This is a genomic window from Streptomyces sp. NPDC004610 (assembly GCF_040609715.1).
Classification (GTDB): domain Bacteria; phylum Actinomycetota; class Actinomycetes; order Streptomycetales; family Streptomycetaceae; genus Streptomyces.
Genome location: NZ_JBEXLA010000007.1, coordinates 1 through 16,768 on the forward strand (window position 1 = coordinate 1; position 16,768 = coordinate 16,768).

17 protein-coding genes are annotated in these 16,768 nt (G+C 71.1%); 11 read left to right on the forward strand and 6 right to left on the reverse strand.

Annotation, left to right across the window (positions count from 1 at the left end):
- Positions 1–163 precede the first annotated feature (163 nt).
- The gene (locus tag ABZX40_RS09365; RefSeq protein ID WP_355733946.1) at positions 164–523 is read left to right on the forward strand and encodes a metal-sensitive transcriptional regulator; all 360 of its coding nucleotides are present in this window, start codon (positions 164–166) and stop codon (positions 521–523) included.
- Positions 524–593: 70 nt separating this feature from the next.
- On the opposite strand, the gene ABZX40_RS09370 is transcribed toward ABZX40_RS09365, so the two are convergent.
- Together ABZX40_RS09370 and ABZX40_RS09375 are read right to left on the reverse strand one after the other, a co-directional pair.
- Complete coding sequence (locus ABZX40_RS09370; protein ID WP_355733948.1) at positions 594–785, reverse strand: hypothetical protein; 192 nt, start codon at positions 783–785, stop codon at positions 594–596.
- Positions 786–933: 148 nt separating this feature from the next.
- Complete coding sequence (locus ABZX40_RS09375; protein ID WP_355733951.1) at positions 934–1,818, reverse strand: hypothetical protein; 885 nt, start codon at positions 1,816–1,818, stop codon at positions 934–936.
- A 203-nt stretch (positions 1,819–2,021) separates the two neighbouring features.
- On the opposite strand from ABZX40_RS09375, the gene ABZX40_RS09380 reads away from it, so the two are divergent.
- On the forward strand, positions 2,022–2,195 hold the full coding sequence (locus tag ABZX40_RS09380) for a hypothetical protein (protein WP_355734556.1): 174 nt from the start codon (positions 2,022–2,024) through the stop codon (positions 2,193–2,195).
- Between the two features lie 28 nt (positions 2,196–2,223).
- On the opposite strand, the gene ABZX40_RS09385 is transcribed toward ABZX40_RS09380, so the two are convergent.
- Genes ABZX40_RS09385 through ABZX40_RS09395 form a run of 3 tightly spaced genes read right to left on the reverse strand, consistent with a single transcriptional unit; the run spans position 2,224 to position 6,231 of the window.
- A complete protein-coding gene (locus ABZX40_RS09385; protein WP_355733953.1) occupies positions 2,224–2,664 on the reverse strand; it encodes an NUDIX hydrolase in 441 nt (146 codons plus the stop codon).
- A gap of 32 nt (positions 2,665–2,696) precedes the next feature.
- Positions 2,697–4,019, reverse strand: coding sequence for a CHAD domain-containing protein (locus ABZX40_RS09390; protein ID WP_355733955.1), 1,323 nt, complete (start codon positions 4,017–4,019; stop codon positions 2,697–2,699).
- A complete protein-coding gene (locus ABZX40_RS09395; RefSeq protein WP_355733958.1) occupies positions 4,000–6,231 on the reverse strand; it encodes an RNA degradosome polyphosphate kinase in 2,232 nt (743 codons plus the stop codon). The genes ABZX40_RS09390 and ABZX40_RS09395 overlap by 20 nt, the downstream gene beginning before the upstream one ends.
- 444 nt (positions 6,232–6,675) lie before the next feature.
- On the opposite strand from ABZX40_RS09395, the gene ABZX40_RS09400 reads away from it, so the two are divergent.
- The 4 genes from ABZX40_RS09400 (at position 6,676) to ABZX40_RS09415 (ending at position 10,567) form a co-directional block, all read left to right on the forward strand.
- Entirely contained in the window at positions 6,676–7,908 is a 1,233-nt protein-coding gene (locus ABZX40_RS09400; RefSeq protein ID WP_355733960.1) for a trypsin-like peptidase domain-containing protein, read from the forward strand.
- A 50-nt stretch (positions 7,909–7,958) separates the two neighbouring features.
- Complete coding sequence (locus ABZX40_RS09405; RefSeq protein WP_355733962.1) at positions 7,959–8,192, forward strand: hypothetical protein; 234 nt, start codon at positions 7,959–7,961, stop codon at positions 8,190–8,192.
- A 159-nt stretch (positions 8,193–8,351) separates the two neighbouring features.
- Positions 8,352–9,080, forward strand: coding sequence for a response regulator transcription factor (locus tag ABZX40_RS09410; protein WP_355733964.1), 729 nt, complete (start codon positions 8,352–8,354; stop codon positions 9,078–9,080).
- A 38-nt stretch (positions 9,081–9,118) separates the two neighbouring features.
- Positions 9,119–10,567 carry a HAMP domain-containing sensor histidine kinase gene (locus tag ABZX40_RS09415; protein WP_355734502.1) on the forward strand — a complete coding sequence of 483 codons (1,449 nt, stop codon included), beginning with the start codon at positions 9,119–9,121 and terminating at the stop codon, positions 10,565–10,567.
- A 77-nt stretch (positions 10,568–10,644) separates the two neighbouring features.
- Here ABZX40_RS09415 and ABZX40_RS09420 read toward each other — a convergent pair whose 3' ends face one another.
- Positions 10,645–12,450 carry a bifunctional metallophosphatase/5'-nucleotidase gene (locus ABZX40_RS09420; protein WP_355733967.1) on the reverse strand — a complete coding sequence of 602 codons (1,806 nt, stop codon included), beginning with the start codon at positions 12,448–12,450 and terminating at the stop codon, positions 10,645–10,647.
- Between the two features lie 181 nt (positions 12,451–12,631).
- On the opposite strand from ABZX40_RS09420, the gene mshD reads away from it, so the two are divergent.
- From mshD to ABZX40_RS09445, 5 genes are all read left to right on the forward strand, one after another.
- Positions 12,632–13,570 carry a mycothiol synthase gene (gene mshD, locus ABZX40_RS09425; protein ID WP_355733970.1) on the forward strand — a complete coding sequence of 313 codons (939 nt, stop codon included), beginning with the start codon at positions 12,632–12,634 and terminating at the stop codon, positions 13,568–13,570.
- 160 nt (positions 13,571–13,730) lie between these two features.
- Entirely contained in the window at positions 13,731–14,231 is a 501-nt protein-coding gene (locus tag ABZX40_RS09430; protein ID WP_355733972.1) for a hypothetical protein, read from the forward strand.
- 84 nt (positions 14,232–14,315) lie between these two features.
- Positions 14,316–14,969 (forward strand): class I SAM-dependent methyltransferase, encoded by a 654-nt coding sequence (locus tag ABZX40_RS09435; protein ID WP_355733975.1) that lies wholly within the window; start codon positions 14,316–14,318, stop codon positions 14,967–14,969.
- Positions 14,970–15,136: 167 nt separating this feature from the next.
- Positions 15,137–15,868 (forward strand): DUF6879 family protein, encoded by a 732-nt coding sequence (locus ABZX40_RS09440; protein ID WP_355733977.1) that lies wholly within the window; start codon positions 15,137–15,139, stop codon positions 15,866–15,868.
- 9 nt (positions 15,869–15,877) lie between these two features.
- Positions 15,878–16,729, forward strand: a complete 852-nt coding sequence (locus ABZX40_RS09445; RefSeq protein WP_355733980.1) for a helix-turn-helix transcriptional regulator — start codon at positions 15,878–15,880, stop codon at positions 16,727–16,729.
- Positions 16,730–16,768: the final 39 nt, after the last annotated feature.

Genomic DNA, 16,768 nt, shown 5'->3' on the forward strand with positions numbered 1-16,768 from the left:
GACGGAGGAACTCCCACTCCTCATCAGACAGCTCATGACGACGTATCACCCGACCATGATCCACCACGCAAGATCAATTGAAGACACGCCCTAGGGCCCTATACCCACGAGAATTCGGTACCATATACCCACTAGGGGTATGTGTCTGATGCGGGAGGACGCGATGACGACCACAGAGGCCGGCGCGGGAGCGCCCTCCGTCCCCGTCGCGGGGGACGTGGTCACGGACCACGACCGCGGGGTGCACGGCTACCACAAGCAGAAGGACGAGCACCTCAAGCGGCTGCGCCGGATCGAGGGCCAGATCCGCGGCCTCCAGCGCATGGTCGACGAGGACGTCTACTGCATCGACATACTCACGCAGGTCTCCGCCTCCACCAAGGCGTTGCAGTCCTTCGCGCTCCAGTTGCTGGAGGAGCATCTGCGGCACTGTGTCGCCGACGCCGCGGTCAAGGGCGGCGACGGGATCGACGCCAAGGTCGAGGAGGCCACGAAGGCGATCGGGCGGCTGCTGCGGACCTGAGGACCGGCGCGCGGGGCGCGGGTGGCCGAAAAGGATCGGTGGTGCGGGCCCCCGGCGGGGCTCGCCTGGCTCAATCCGTACGCGCGCCCCGTGCGCCCCTCTCCTCCGTCACCCGCAGCACCTCGTCGATGCAGTCCAGGCTGAGCCGCTCCTCGTCGGCCGTCGAGGCCGCGATGATCAGCTCCCCGCACAGCTCGATCTCGGCGAGTGCCACGTGGTCCTGAACTACTGCCGTACCGCCGAGCGGAGCCACGTGCGTCACCTCGTCTCTGCCGTCACCGACTTCCTAGAGTAGGGACAGGTCTACACAACGCGCATGGCACGGAAGGGCTAGTTCTTGCGCCCCCGTGCGCCCCTTACGCCCGGGGTGCGCAGGTGCGTACCCCCCGTGTGCCCTCCGTTCACCGCGTTCATTCCTCGGCGATCCGCCCCGCGTAGATGTCCGCCCGCTCCGGCAGCTCCACCTCGACCGGTGCGCCGAAGTCGTACAGCAGCGTCGTCGACGCCACCGCCACGGCGCCCGTCTCCCGCCCGCCGTCATAGCTGAACCGGTGCTGCACCTTGCGGATGCGCCCGGCGTCGTCCAGGAACACCTCGAACGGCACCTTCGGGGTGGCGAACCCTTTCGCCGCCGCGTCCAGCGCGCCGCCCCCGCCCTCGACGGCGTTCTTCGCGGCCAGCGTCAGATCGGCGGTGCCCTTGTAGTGCCGTACCGCCGTGCCGTCGACCTCGGTCTCGCCGACATAGCGCGCCTCGCGCGTCCCGCGCAGCACCTCGGCGGCGGCGAACGGGTCGGTGGCGCCGCCGGTCACCAGATTGCCGTCGGGCAGGCTCGCGGTCTCCACCCGCACCCATTTGTCGGCGGGCACCCCGGCACCCCGGTTCTTCATGAAGAGCGCGCCCGGCGCCAGCAGCTCGGTGATCGGGCGGCGCTCGTCCTGGCCCGCCGGGTCCTGCGGCAGCCGCACCCGCAGCTCGCCCAGGCGCCGGGTGAAGTCGTACACCCCCTCGCCCCGGATGGTGACCCGGGTGCCGCCGGTGGCCATCTCCATCGATGTACGGGCCCTGGAGCTGCCCGCGCCGACCAGGGCGTCGGCCGCGCCGCGCAGCACCGGGACGGGGTCGGCGGCGGGGGTGGGACGGTCCGCGGGGCGGTCGGCCGGGCGGTCGGGGGAGCAGCCCGCGGTGGCCAGTCCTGTCGCGGTCAGACAGACACAGGCCATGAGGCCCGTGACGACTGTCCCGCTTGTCCCGCCTGTTCCGCCCGCCCTGCGCTGCCGCTGCCGCCGCTCCATCCGTCTACCCCCAGCCGTCCGCCGGACCCGGCTCCTGTCGTGCCGGTCAATCGTTCCGGTTAACGACCGGTAGCTAGGGCCGTCACGCCCGGCGCGGCGGGGTGGGCGCGTGCGCCGGGGCGCGCCGGGGCACGCAAGCGTCCCTACGGTGTCTTGACGCCCGCTCTACGTACCGTTCACCCGGGGTCGGTACCGTGTTCGCCGTGACCCCTCAGGACCGGTCCACCGCCCCCCAGGACGATCCGGAACACAGCATCAGCATGGTCGAGCAGGGCCCGTTCTGTGTGGCCCGGTGCAGCTGCGGCTGGCGCAGCCCCGCCCGGCGGGCCCGGAGCCTGGCCCGCACGGACGCCGCCACCCACCGGGTCGGGGGGTAGGAGCGCCCGGGAGCGCCCGGGAGCGGCCTCAGGCGCGTTCCAGGGCCCGTACGAGGGCGTCCACCAGGTCGGCGTCCCGGGGCTGGGTCAGCCGGGTACGGGCCTGGGCCGGGGTGAGCCACAGGATGCGGTCCACCTCGCGGTTGGGGACGAAACCGCCGGTGACCGCCTCGGCGGCCCAGTAGCGGACCTCCTTCGGCCGGCCGGCCACCGGATAGCGCAGGGTGGCCAGCTCGGTGCCGGGGGCGGCGGAGTAGCCGGTCTCCTCGGCCACCTCCCGCAGGGCGCCGGTGAGCGCGTCCTCGTCGCGCTTGAGCTTGCCCTTGGGATGCGACCAGTCGTCGTACTTGGGCCGGTGCACGAGGCAGATCCGCAGTTCGCCGTCGGACGGCGAGACGCGCCACAGGACGCAGCCCGCCGCGAGGACCGGGGGGATCGTGGGGACCGAAGGGACCGGGGTGTCGTGCATCGTCGTTCACTCTCCAGCTCCGGCTGACCGGGTCAGGGCGTGCGTACCGTCTCCTTCTGCCACGCCTGCTGGAACGCGAACCGTGCCGCCTCGACCTCATGACGCTGATCGGCGTGCAGCACGCCGAGGGCGTACGCCGTCGCGGGGGCGATGCGCGGGGTGCGCGCCGCCTGCGCGGCGGCCGAGGCGGCCTCGGAGGCGTCCCGGTGCCGGTCGAGGGCGTGGCCTGCGTCGTGCAGCCGGGCGTCCGCCGGGGTGTCGGCGGGGCCGTGCAGCACCTCCAGGGCGTAGCGGTGCAGGCGCAGGAGCAGACGGACCTGGTGCCAGGGGGCGTCCTGGGGGTGCGGGGAGGGGTCGGGGGAGAGGCCGTGGATCAGGGCCTCGGCGTTGTAGGGGTGCCCCGCGGTGAGGAGGGGGAGGGCGGTCACGGCGTCGGTGAGGCGTTCCCGCGCGGCGGTGGCGAGGGGGCGGAGGTCGGTGGTGGGGGCGGTGGGGGTGAGGGGGACCTCGCTGGCCAGGACGGCGACCTTGTCGGCGACGGCGTGGAAGCGGCTGCTGCCGAGGGCCTGGAGGGCGGTGGAGTGGGCGCGGGTGCGGGCGAGGGTGAGCTGGCGGTCGAGGAGGGCACCGGATTTGGCGGCGCCGATGGTGAGGTTGCCGCGGTCGGGGGCGGGGGTGGGGGAGACCGTTCCGCCGGTGGCGGGTGCCGCTGCGCCCACCCGTGCCGCCCCAGCGGCACGACTGCCCGCAGCTACGCCGGGAACGCGGCTGCCCGTAGCTGGGGCGGACTGGGTGGGCCTGGCCGCAGCTACCGGCGGGGGGGTGCGGGTGCCCGGAGGTGCGCCAGGGACGCGGGTGCCTGGAGTTGCGCTAGGGGCGCGGCTGCCCGGGGCTGTGGGCGGAGGGGTGCGGGGGGGCGTGGGTGGGGTGTTGCCGTCGGGTGGGGGCGGTTGGGGTGGGAGGTGGGCGGTGGTCGGCGCGGGGGGCGTGGGGATGCCCGACAGGCGGTGGAGGGCTGTCAGGAGGCGGGTCAGGCGGGACTCGTAGGCGTGTTCCAGGGCGAGGGTGCCGGAGAGCCAGGCGAGTTCCGGGCGCATGCCCTCCGACCAGTCGGGGTCGAGCAGTGGGCGGAAGGTGTGCAGGCTGCCGCTGATGCGGCGGGCCGACCGGCGCAGGGCGCGCGCCGCGTCGACGGACTCCTCCGTGCCGTTGGTGTGCGCCCCGCCGCCGGTCTCCCGGTGGAGCCGCAGGGCGCGGAGGAACTCCATGGCCTGGGCGCGGAGATAGCCCGCGAGGGCCTCCCCGGTCGCCGCCCCGGCCCTGGGGTCCGTCGGATCAAGGTGTTGCTGTGCCACGCCGGCGCCTCCGGGCGTCTATGAGCATCTCCTGGACGTTCCGCAGGGGCCCGCCGTCGGCGTCGGTCGCGTGCCGGGTCCACTCGCCGTCCGGGCCCAGGTGCCAGGAGGACGTGGTGTCGGACATGCCCGTCTCCAGCAGCCGGTTGAGCGCGGCGCGGTGGGCCGGGTCGACGACCCGCACGAGGGCCTCGATGCGGCGGTCGAGATTGCGGTGCATCATGTCGGCGCTGCCCAGCCACACCTCGGGTTCGCCGCCGTTGCCGAAGGCGAAGACCCGGGAGTGCTCCAGGAAGCGGCCGAGGATCGAGCGGACCCTGATGTTCTCCGACAGGCCCGTGACGCCGGGGCGCAGCGCGCAGATGCCGCGCACCCAGACATCGATGGGGACGCCTGCCTGGGACGCCCGGTAGAGGGCGTCGATCAGAGCCTCGTCGACGATCGAGTTGACCTTGATCCGGACGTACGCGGGACGTCCGGCACGGTGGTGCTGGACCTCCTTGTTGACGCGTGAGATCAGGCCGTCCCGCAGTGAGCGGGGGGCGACCAGCAGCCGCCGGTAGGTCTCCCGGCGCGAGTAGCCGGAGAGCCGGTTGAACAGGTCGGACAGATCCGCGCCGACCTGGGGGTCCGCGGTCAGCAGCCCGAGGTCCTCGTAGAGGCGGGCGGTCTTGGGGTGGTAGTTGCCGGTGCCGACATGGCAGTAGCGGCGCAGGGTCTCGCCCTCCTGGCGGACCACCAGGGAGAGCTTGCAGTGGGTCTTGAGGCCGACCAGGCCGTAGACGACATGGCAGCCGGCCTCCTCCAGCTTGCGGGCCCACTCGATGTTCGCGTGCTCGTCGAAGCGGGCCTTGATCTCCACCAGGACCAGCACCTGCTTGCCCGCCTCCGCGGCCTCTATCAACGCGTCCACGATGGGGGAGTCGCCGGAGGTGCGGTACAGGGTCTGCTTGATGGCGAGGACGTCCGGGTCCTTGGCCGCCTGCTCCAGGAACGCTTGCACGGAGGTGGAGAAGGAGTCGTACGGGTGGTGCAGCAGCACGTCCCGCTGGCGCAGGGCGCCGAAGATGTCGGGGGCGGAGGCCGACTCGACCTCGGCGAGATCGCGGTGGGTGCCGGCGATGAATTTGCGGTACTTCAGCTCGGGGCGGTCCAGGCTGTGGATGCGGAAGAGACCGGTGAGGTCGAGCGGGCCGGGCAGCGGATAGACCTCGGCCTCGGTGATCTTCAGCTCGCGCACCAGCAGATCGAGCACCTCGCGCTGGATGGACTCCTCCACCTCCAGCCGCACCGGCGGTCCGAAGCGCCGCCGCATCAGCTCCTTCTCCAGGGCCTGGAGGAGGTTCTCGGCGTCGTCCTCCTCGACCTCCAGGTCCTCGTTGCGGGTGATCCGGAAGGCGTGGTGCTCCAGCACCTCCATGCCCGGGAACAGTTCCTCCAGATGGGCGCCTATGACGTCCTCGATGGGGACGTACCGGCCGGGGCTGGACTCCAGGAAGCGGGACAGCAGCGGCGGCACCTTCACCCGGGCGAAGTGCCGGTGGCCGCTGACCGGGTTGCGGACCACCACGGCCAGGTTCAGGGAGAGCCCGGAGATATAGGGGAAGGGGTGGGCCGGGTCCACGGCGAGCGGGGTGAGGACCGGGAAGATCTGGTGCCGGAACAGGGTGAAGAGACGGGCCTGCTCCTTCTCGGCCAGCTCGCTCCAGCGGACCAGGTGGATGCCCTCCTCGGCGAGGGCCGGGGCCACGTCCTCGTGGAAGCAGGCGGCGTGCCGGGCCATCAGCTCGCGGGAGCGGGCCCAGATCATCTCCAGCACCTGGGTCGGCTGGAGGCCGGAGGCGGAGCGGGTGGCGACGCCGGTGGCGATCCGGCGCTTCAGTCCGGCCACCCGGACCATGAAGAACTCGTCCAGATTGCTGGCGAAGATCGCCAGGAAGTTGGCGCGTTCCAGCAGGGGGGTGTTCGGGTCCTCGGCGAGTTCGAGGACGCGCTCGTTGAAGGCGAGCCAACTGCGCTCCCGGTCGAGGAAGCGGCCCTGGGGCAGCTGATCGCCGTCGGCGGACTCCTCGTAGGCGTCGAGGTCGGCGTCGATGTCGGGTTCCAGGTCGGAGACCGTGGCCGCGACGGTGGCCGGGCGGTGTGCCGCGATGGAGCCCACGGAGGGCTGCGGGTGCTGGATCTCTGCCTTGGGGGTGGTTTGCTGGCTCATGGACCCATTGTTCCGCGCACCGGCGCCGGGCGGCGCGTCGGAGCGCGCGGGCGGGAGCGCGGCGACGGTCCCCTCGGGGGACGGCGACTGCTCGGGCACGGCCGGGTTCATTGGGTGAGCGTCGCAAGACCGTCTGAATCAATGGTTACGGAGACATGACGTGCGGGATAGCGGGGGGCGGCTCGCAGGGGACCGATGCAGCGTGTCCGCGCTCCGCGGATCTCCGGTCGCACATACGTTTCGTACATACGTCCCGAATGCGGCCCGTACAGGTCTCGTATACGGGGCGTGTGGGGGCACCGGGGCCTGCCGGCTCCTATGAGCCTTGCATGAGAGGGGTCCCGGGACCCCGAGAACCGGCCTTATATCGGGCAAACAAGCTTCTGCCGGGCTTCTCAGCGAGCACTCAGGAAGCTTTCATGGGCGGCGGACAAGCTCATGGACATGACCGAGAGCTTCCGCCGCAGCGGCGAGTACGACGACGACAGCGAGTACCCGAACCCTCACCAGCAGGGCGCCGAGCAGCACGCCGCCTCGCCCGGGGACCCGTACCACCATCAGTCCCCGGACCACCCCTACCAGGCGCCCGCGCAAGCCTCGTCAGCCTCTCCGGATTCCCCGGCCTCTCCGGATTCCCCGGTCTCTCCGGCCCCTCCCGCTTCCCCGGCCTCCTCCGTGAACCCCGAGTGGCCCCCGCCGCCCGCCCACCAGCCGACGGCCGGCGCGTACGGCACCGGCACCGGGGCCCCCGGCACCGGTACCGGTGCCACCGCGCTGCTCGCCGAGCCCGTCGCCCGGCCCGCCCGCCGCAAGCGCACCCGGGGTCCGGTGGCGCTGATCGCGGCCGTGGCGATCGTCGCGGCGGCGATCGGCGGCGGCACCGCCTACGGCATCCAGGAGCTGACCGGCGGCAACGACACCGTCGCCGCCAGTTCCTCCAGCACCAATGTGGTCCCCTCCAGCCAGCAGGGCACGGTCGCCGGGGTGGCCGCCGCGGTCAGCCCGAGCATCGTCGAGATCAACGCCAGCACCAGCGCCGGTTCGTCCACCGGCTCGGGCGTGATCATCACCGCCGACGGCGAGATCATCACCAACAACCACGTGGTCACCGGCGCCACCGAGGTCCAGGTCACCACCAACGACGGCACGCAGTACACCGCCCAGGTGATCGGCACCGACCCGGCCAAGGACCTCGCCCTGATCAAGCTGGACAACGCCTCCGGCCTCAAGCCCGCCACCCTCGGCGACTCCGACGCCGTCCAGGTCGGTGACGAGGTCGTGGCGATCGGCTCGCCCGAGGGCCTGACCGGCACGGTGACCAGCGGCATCGTCTCCGCGCTCGACCGCGATGTCACCGTCTCCACCGGTGAGGGACAGCAGCCGCAGCAGCAGCCGGGCGGCGGCTGGCCGTTCGAGTTCGGCGGCCAGGAGTTCAACGGCGACACCGGTTCGTCCACGACGACGTACAAGGCCATCCAGACCGACGCCTCGCTCAACCCGGGCAACTCCGGCGGCGCGCTGATCGACATGAACGGCAACATCATCGGGATCAACTCGGCGATGTACTCGGCGGCCGGTTCGTCCTCCGGCGCGGGCAGCGTGGGCCTCGGCTTCGCCATCCCCGTCAACACGGTCAAGGCCGACCTGGCGACCCTGCGGGCGGGCGGCAGCAGCTAGAAGACCGGGGGTACCCCCGCACCACGGCACGGCACGGCAAGGAGCACGGCATGAGCAGCAAGGACAGCACGGACAGCACGGACAGCACGGGCATCAAGAACATCAGGGTCGAGCGCGTCACGCACTCCCTCCCCGGTCACGACCCGGCCGGATACGCCCTCGCCCTGGAGGTGGCCGGCCGGCTGCACGGACCGGCCACCCGGGCCCCGGAACTGGCCCCGCCCGGCGCCCGCCCCGGCCCCCACCGCACCCCCGCCCGCCGCCGCCGGGCCCTGCGCGACTGACCGGCGGCCATCCTCACCCTGGCCGCCCGACCGGCCGACCCGGCCGGAAACCGCCCCCGGACCCCGTACGACGACTTTCCGGCGCGACCGGCTGACGTGCGAGGCTGAATGCTGAGAACGTCGGACCGGCCCCCTTCCCCCGTACCCGAGGACATGAGCATGAGCCCCGCCGATGGCGACCGCGACCCCCAGCGCATCCTGATCGTCGACGACGAGCCCGCGGTGCGCGAAGCGCTCCAGCGCAGCCTCGCCTTCGAGGGCTACGACACGGAGGTCGCGGTCGATGGCGCGGACGCCCTGGAGAAGGCCGCCGCCTACCGGCCCGACCTCGTGGTCCTCGACATCCAGATGCCCCGGATGGACGGCCTGACCGCCGCCCGCCGGATCCGGGGCGCCGGGGACACCATCCCGATCCTGATGCTCACCGCCCGCGACACCGTCGGCGACCGCGTCACCGGCCTGGACGCGGGCGCGGACGACTACCTGGTCAAGCCCTTCGAGCTGGACGAGCTGTTCGCCCGGATCCGCGCGCTGCTGCGCCGCAGCTCCTACGCCACGGCCGGCGGCGCACCCGAGGACGAGGCGCTCACCTTCGGCGATCTGCGGATGGACCTGGCGACCCGGGAGGTGACCCGGGGCGGACGGCAGGTCGAGCTGACCCGTACGGAGTTCACCCTGCTGGAGATGTTCATGGCACATCCGCGCCAGGTGCTCACCCGTGAGCAGATCCTGAAGGCGGTCTGGGGCTTCGACTTCGAGCCGTCCTCCAACTCCCTCGACGTCTACGTCATGTACCTGCGCCGCAAGACCGAGGCGGGCGGCGAGCCGCGCCTGGTGCACACGGTGCGGGGCGTGGGGTATGTCCTGCGCCAGGGCGGGGCCGAGTGAACAGATCAGGACACCAGTCGGGACATCAGTCAGGACATCTGTCAGGACACCAGCTCGGGCGTCGCTTCGGGCGTCGGCTGAAGTCCCTGCCGATCCGCTCCCGGCTGGCGCTGCTGGTCGCGGCGGCGGTCGCGTTCGCGGTGGCGGCGGTCTCGGTGGCCTGCTGGTTCGTGGTCCGCGGCAAGCTGTACGACGAGATCGACGACACGTTGCGGAACAGCAATGTGCGGTTGACCGACATAGATGTGCGGGCCACGCTGAGCAACTGCTCGCAGTCACCGGCGGGCGGGCTGCCGGTGGGACCGGGCAACCAGGGCTATCTGGAACTGGTCACCGCCCAGGGCGAGTACTGCGTCTTCGGCAACTCCAGGGGCGCGGTGAAGACCGACGACAGCGATGCGGCCATAGCGCGAGATCACTCCGTGCCCGCGAGCATCCGCAGCGCGCAGGACACCGAGGGCAACCCGGTCCGGGTGATCACGCTCCCGGTGCAGGACGTGCCCGGCCTGGCCGTGCTCGTCGGCGTCCCCCTCGCCGACACCCAGCGCACCCTCAACGAACTCGCCCTCCTCCTGCTCGTCGTCTCCGGCGTCGGGGTCATCGGCGCGGGCGCGGCCGGGCTCGCGGTGGCCCGTGCCGGCCTGCGTCCGGTCGACCGGCTCACCCACACCGTCGAGCATGTCGCCCGCACCGAGGACCTCACCGTCCGGATCCCGGTGGACGACGAGGCCGAGGACGAGGTCGCCCGCCTCTCCCGCTCCTTCAACTCCATGACCACCTCCCTCGCCAACTCCCGCGACCTCCAGCAGCAGCTGATCGCGGACGCCGGACACGAACTGCGCACCCCGCTCACCTCCCTCCGTACCAACATCGAGCTGCTCACCCGTAGCGAGGAGACCGGCCGGCCGCTGCCGGAGGGGGACCGCAAGGCGCTGCTGGCCTCGGTGAAGGCGCAGATGACGGAGCTGGCGGCGCTGATCGGGGACCTCCAGGAGCTGTCCCGTTCGGAGGGGCAGCGCGGGGAGCGGGTCCAGGTGGTGTCGTTCGAGGACACCGTGGAGTCGGCGCTGCGCCGGGCGCGGCTGCGCGGCCCGGAACTGACGATCACCGCCGATCTGCACCCCTGGTACGTCCGGGCGGAACCGGCCGCGCTGGAGCGGGCGATCGTCAACATCCTGGACAACGCGGTGAAGTTCAGCCCCGAGGGCGGCACGATCGAGGTGGTCCTCGGCAGCGGCATCCTGACCGTCCGCGACCACGGTCCGGGGATCCCGGCCGAGGAACTCCCGCATGTCTTCGACCGTTTCTGGCGCTCCCCGAGCGCCCGCGCCCTGCCCGGCTCGGGCCTGGGCCTGTCCATCGTGGCCCGTACGGTCCATCAGTCGGGCGGCGAGGTCACCCTGGCCCACGCGGAGGGCGGCGGCACGGTGGCGACGCTGCGGCTGCCGGGGGCGCCGATGCCGCCGCCGGGGACACCGGCGGAGTAGGACGCCGAGGAGAAGAGGCGGGACCCCGTCAGGGATCCCGCCTCTCCCGTGTTCGTCCGTGTCCGTTCGTCAATCGCCTACCGGACGATGGTGATCCGGTCGGCCGCCGGCGGGGCCAAGGGGTTGGCCGCGGAGCTGTTGGCGGTCAGGTACTGCTCCAGCGCGGTGAGGTCGTCGGCACCGACCAGGTCACCCGTGCCGAGGGCCAGCGTCGGGAAGCCGTCGCCGCCGCCCGCGAGGAAGCTGTTGGAGGCGACGCGGTAGGTGGCCGCCGGGTCGACGGCGGCACCGTTCAGCCGGATCGAGTCGGTCACGACCCGGTCCGCCCCGGCCTTGGTCAGATCCAGGGTGTACGTCAGCCCGGCGGACGGCTGGAGGATCTTCGGGGAGGCCGTGTTGGCGCCGCTGACCTGCTCCTTGAGGACCTGGATCAGCTGGGCGCCGGTGAGGTTCTGGAGGTTGACGGTGTTGGCGAACGGCTGGACCGTGAAGCCCTCCGCGTAGGTGACGACCCCGTCGCCCTCGCCCGCCTTGGCCGCGTAGGTCAGGGGGGCGCGGATGCCGCCGGGGTTCATCAGGGCGACATCGGTCTCCGGGTCCAGGGCCTTGCCGTGGGCGAGCTGGGCGTCGGCGATGAGGTCGCCGAGGGGGGACTCGGTGCCGGAGTTGTTGATGTCGGCGGAGATATGGCCGATGGCGCGGTTGCCGATCGGGGCGGCGAGGGCGTTCCACTTGCCGATCAGGGCCGTCATGTCCGGCGCCTTCTCCACATCGCGGCTGACCACATGGTTCGCGGAGGTCACGGCCGTACGGGCGATGTCGCCGGTGCGGCGGTCGTAGGTCAGGGTGGTGTCGGTGTAGAGGCGGCCGAAGGAGGAGGCCGAGGTGACCGTACGGGGGTTGCCGGCCGGGTCGGGGATGGTGCAGACGTAGGCGGCGTGGGTGTGGCCGGTGACCACGGCGTCGACCTGCGGGGAGATGTTCTCGGCGATGTCCACGATCGGCCCGGAGACCCCGTCGCCCGCGCCCGGCGAGTCACAGTCGTAGTTGTAGGACCCGGAGGCCGGGAAGCCGCCCTCGTGGATGAGCGCGACGATGGACTTCACGCCCTGGCGCTGGAGTTCCCTGGCGTACTTGTTGATCGTCTCGACCTCGTCCTTGAAGACGAGGCCCTTGACGCCCTCGGCGGAGACGATGTCGGGGGTGGCCTCCAGGGTGACGCCGATGAAGCCGACCTTCACCCCGTTCTGCTTCCACACCCAGTAGGGCTTGAGGATCGGCTTGTTCTTCTTCTCGTCGAGGACGTTCGCGGCGAGATAGGGGAAGTCGGCGCCCTTGAACTTCTTGTCGGTGTAGCACCCCGCGGTGGGATGGCAGCCGCCGTTCTGGAGCCGGCTCAGCTCCTTGGCGCCCTCGTCGAACTCATGGTTGCCGACGGAGGAGACATCGAGGTCGAGCCCGTTCAGCGCCTCGATGGTGGGCTCGTCGTGGAAGAGGCCCGAGATCAGGGGGGACGCGCCGACCATGTCGCCGCCGGCCGCGGTGATGGAGTACTTCTGCCCCTCGCGCGCCTCGCGCAGATGCGTGGCCAGATACTCGACGCCGCCCGCGTCGATGGTCTTCGTGCTGCCGTCGGGCTGGACCTCGGTGACCCGCCCGGAGGAGCCGGCCGGGGGCTCCAGGTTGCCGTGCAGATCGTTGAAGGACAGCAACTGCACGTCCTGGTAGCGGCCCGGCTGGTGGCGCCGGTCCTCACCGGCGCTCGCGGTGCCGGGCAGCGCCGCCGCGGCGAGCGCCCCCGCCGTGGTCAGCCCCGCGACGGCGGCGAGGACCCGGGTTCTACGACGCCTGCCGCGGCGTTCGTCCTGGCTGTTGAGTGGCATGCGCCCCCCTGTGGGTGCTGTGGGTGTACTGGTGCGATGTGTGCCCCCGTCCGGGCCGCAGCCTAGGGTCAACGCGCGTAGCGCGACAGGGGGTATGGGGTTACTTCTTGGTTTCCCCTCGCTGGATTCCCCGCCCGACGGCACTCCGCCGCACCACTGGCGGGCCCGTACCCTCGTAGTCATGACCAGCGACGACAGCGCACGCCAGGGGCAGGGACAGGCCCGGACCATCGAGACCCATGCCGCGCTCGCCCCGGAGCGGGTCGAGGCCGTCCTCGACCTCCTCGCCGAGGCCGCGCGCCACGACGGCCAGCAGGCGGTGTCGGAGCAGGGCCGCCTGCAACTGCGCGGCGGACGGCGTACGGGCGTCTCCCACCTCCTTCTCATGGCGGGCGGCGAACCGGTCGGCTACGCCCAGCTGGAGGACACCGACCCGGTGGAGGCCCCGGCCGCGGAACTGGTCGTGCACCCCGCCCACCGGGGCCGGGGCCACGGCCGCGCGCTCGGCGCCGCCCTGCTCGCCGCCTCCGGCAAGCGCCTGCGGGTCTGGGCGCACGGCGGCCACGCGGCGGCCCGGCATCTCGCCCAGGTCCTGGGCCTGACCCTGTTCCGCGAACTGCGCCAGATGCGCCGCCCCCTGACGGGCCTGGACCTGCCCGACCCGGCCCTTCCCCCCGGCGTGACCGTCCGCGCCTTCGTCCCCGGCCGGGACGACGCGGCCTGGCTGGCCGTCAACGCCGCGGCCTTCGCCCACCACCCCGAGCAGGGCTCCCTCACCCAGCGCGACCTGGACGACCGCAAGGCCGAGCCCTGGTTCGACCCGGCGGGCTTCTTCCTCGCGGAACGCACCGCGGACGGCACGGTCATCGGCTTCCACTGGACGAAGGTCCACGCCGAGGAGCAACTCGGCGAGGTGTACGTCGTCGGCGTCGCCCCCGACGCCCAGGGCGGCGGCCTCGGCAGATCCCTCACCACGATCGGCCTCCGCCACCTCGCCGCCCAGGGCATCCCGACGGCGATGCTCTACGTCGACGCCGACAACAAGGCGGCGGTGACGGTCTACGAACGCCTGGGGTTCACGACCTACGAGACGGATCTGATGTACCGGACGGAGACATGAGGGAGGCGGGCCGGGGCATTGCCCGGAGAAAGAGCGAGGAACACGAGAGGCCCGGAGAGCAAGGCTGAGGAAAGCCGCTGCCGGACCGCGCTGGGTAACTCCTACGGTCTCGTCAAGGCCATCAGGTCGACACGGCACGCCACCCCGGAAGGGAAGGCCCATGACCCTCGCACTCGAACACGCCCCCACCATCCGCACTCGGAATCCGCGCGAGCTTCTCGACGCCGTCGCTCCTCATGTCACCGAGCTGACCGTGAACGTCTTCGACTCGGGCATGAGTCTGTGGGACCGCGAGATCGCGTTGCTGCTGCGCGATCACACCATGGTCCGCGACATGGCCGAGCGCATTCTCGGCAACGCGGTCATGTACACCGTCGGCAGCATCGAACACCCCGAGACGCATCTCGGGGTCGGCAAGCTGGTGGACATCGGCGTCCACCAGCTCATCCTGGACACACCCGTCTGGTGGGGCATCTGCGTTGCCTACAACGATGGCCGGTACAAGCACCACGCGCCGTTCATCGCCCGCCGCCGAGATGGCCTGTGCCTGCGCACTGCCGAGTTCCTGACTTCCATCGGCTTCGACATCGACGAGGAACTGTGGGTGGTGGACGGCGCCGACTGCTCGCCGTGCGACAACAAGGTTCCTGACAGCCACTGAACACCGGCTGCGCTCGCCCTGCTCTCCTCACCCGACCGAGGGCGGGGCACTCCTTCGCCCCGATGATCCGGAGAATCTGATTCCGTGCCTGTACCTCACGACATCCCCTCCGAGACCGAACTCTGGGACACCTACGCCGAGTCCGCCTTCAAGGCGGACGCGGAGCCGTCGTTCTGCTGGACTCAGTACGCGGGCCACGGCCCCGGCCCCGAACTGCTGGGCAGCCCGGAATCGGTCCTGGAGATCGGCTGCGGTACGGGCCGGGCCCTTGCTCACCTCGCCGGCCAGGGCATCAGGGCCACGGGGGTCGATCTCTCCCCGGCCATGGTGCGCCGCGCCGGTGAGCAGTGGGCACCGCTCGGCGTCCGGATCGAGCACGGCGAGGTGCTTGGCTGGCTCGCCGCGACTGAGGAACGTTACGACGCGATCTACTCGATCTTCGGCGCGGTGTGGTTCACCGATCCTTCCCGCCTCTTCCCTCTGGTCCGGAAGCGCCTCACCCCGGGCGGAGTCCTTGCCTTCTCCCAGCCGCCGGCCATTCCTGGTGCTTATGGACCTCAGGGCATGTACAAGGGCGGGTTCGCGGGCCGGGCGATGTTCACCTACCGGTACAGCTACAAACCCCGGGTCTGGCAGCGGCATCTGCTCCGTGCGGGCTTCACGACCGCCGAGGCCATGACGGTGGATGCCCCGAAGCCCGGCCATATCGGGACACTGCTGGTGCGCGCGGTCGCGTGAGCGCCCTCTGAGGCCACGGTGTTCACCGATGGTGCTCGGTTTCTCGTATTTGCGTGGTGTCCAGCCGTGATTTCCGCTGTTTTCCGAGGGGCTCCGCCTGACCTCGTGGAACTGAGCTGAAACCCCGGCCATGCTGTGGGACAACCACCCTCGAAGGGAGCGCCTCCATGGCCCGTCAGCTACGTCTCACCGGCACGGACAGCAAGGTCGACGGTTGCCCCGCACTGCACACCGACACGGAATCGGGCGAGGTCATCGTCCAGGGCACACCCGTCACCGACCCCCGCGACCTGGCCCAGCTTCGCCACTTCGGGGAGGGGGATGCCGCAGTGGCGGTACCGCGCGAACTGCTGGTGAACTGGGGGCCGAAGGAGTTGGAGCGGGTGCCGGAACTCGTGGACCGGGCGGCCTTCCGCCGCCTGTTCGAGACGTTCCAGCACACGGCCTGGCGGCTGGAGACCCGGCGCGGCTACGCGTCCGACCGGAGGGACCCCGACTTCCAGGCGTTCCTGGCCACCGGCTCATCGCCCTGCGATCTCAGCGAGCCCTGGTTCATCACCATCAAGGCCCAGACCGAGGGCGGCAAGACGGTCGGCCGGGTCCGTATCGCTGACAACCCACCAACAACTGAGCAACTGTTCCTGATCGACTATGCCCGGCACAATGCGTCGGTCGGTGAGGACATCCGCTATCTGTGGCGCGACGACGCCGCCGATCTGCCTGCCGAGGACTTCTGGATCTTCGATTCGCGCCTGGTCGCGCTGCTGCACTTCGACGACGCGGACCATCTGCTGAACATCGAGCTGATCACCGAACCCGCAGAGGTCGTTCGGTACGCCGTGGTCCGCGATGCCGCGATGCACCATGCCGTGCCATTCGATCGGTTCGCCACACAGTGAGTGTGACCGGTGAGCACCGACTACCAGCAGGCAAGGGTGGCCCTGGGGGCGCGTCTGCGCGAGCTCCGGTTCACCTGCCCCGGAGGGCGGCTCACCGGTCGGCAACTCGCCCAGCGGCTCGGCTGGCCCGGTTCCAAGGTCAGCAAGCTGGAGAACGCCAGACAGACAGCCACCCCCGAAGACCTGAGGGCCTGGGCCGATGCGACCGAGCAGCCGGACGCGTACGCGGAGCTTGCAGCCCGGCTGGCCGGGTTCGAGTCGCACATCAGGTCATGGCGTCGTGCCCTTGCGAACGGCTTCAAGCCGATGCACGAAAGTCTGAGCACGGAGATCGACCGCACCTCGCAGATGTGGATCTGGGAGGAGTCTGTGATTCCCGGGCTGTTGCAGACCCCCGAGTACGCACGCCACGTCGTGCTGCGCTACGCGGAACTGCTCGGCGTAGCCGGTGACATCGAAGCGGCTGTGCGCTCCCGGGCTCAGCGGCAGGAGTGGCTGTATCGGCCCGGTCGCAAGCTGCACGTTCTGGTGTGGGAGGCGGCGTTGCGCTCCCTGATCTGCCCGCCCTCGGTGCTGGCCGCTCAGCTCGACCGTCTCATGGGCGTGATCGGGATGGACACGGTGGAGCTTGGGATCATCCCCTTCACGGCACTGGTCAAGATCGTGCCCGCCAACGGCTTCTGGCTCCTTGACGACCGCCTGGTGGTCGCCGAGGACTGGCACGCCGAACTGTGGCTGGACGACGCCGCCACCATCGCGTTGTACTCGAAGGTCTGGCGCACGCTTCATGAATCGGCGGTGTACGGGGCGGCTGCCCATGGCGCCATCAGAGCGGCGAGGGGCGCGCTGAGCGTGCGCTGAGCTGCGCTACGGCTATGGTCCCCGCCCGGCCCGTATCCG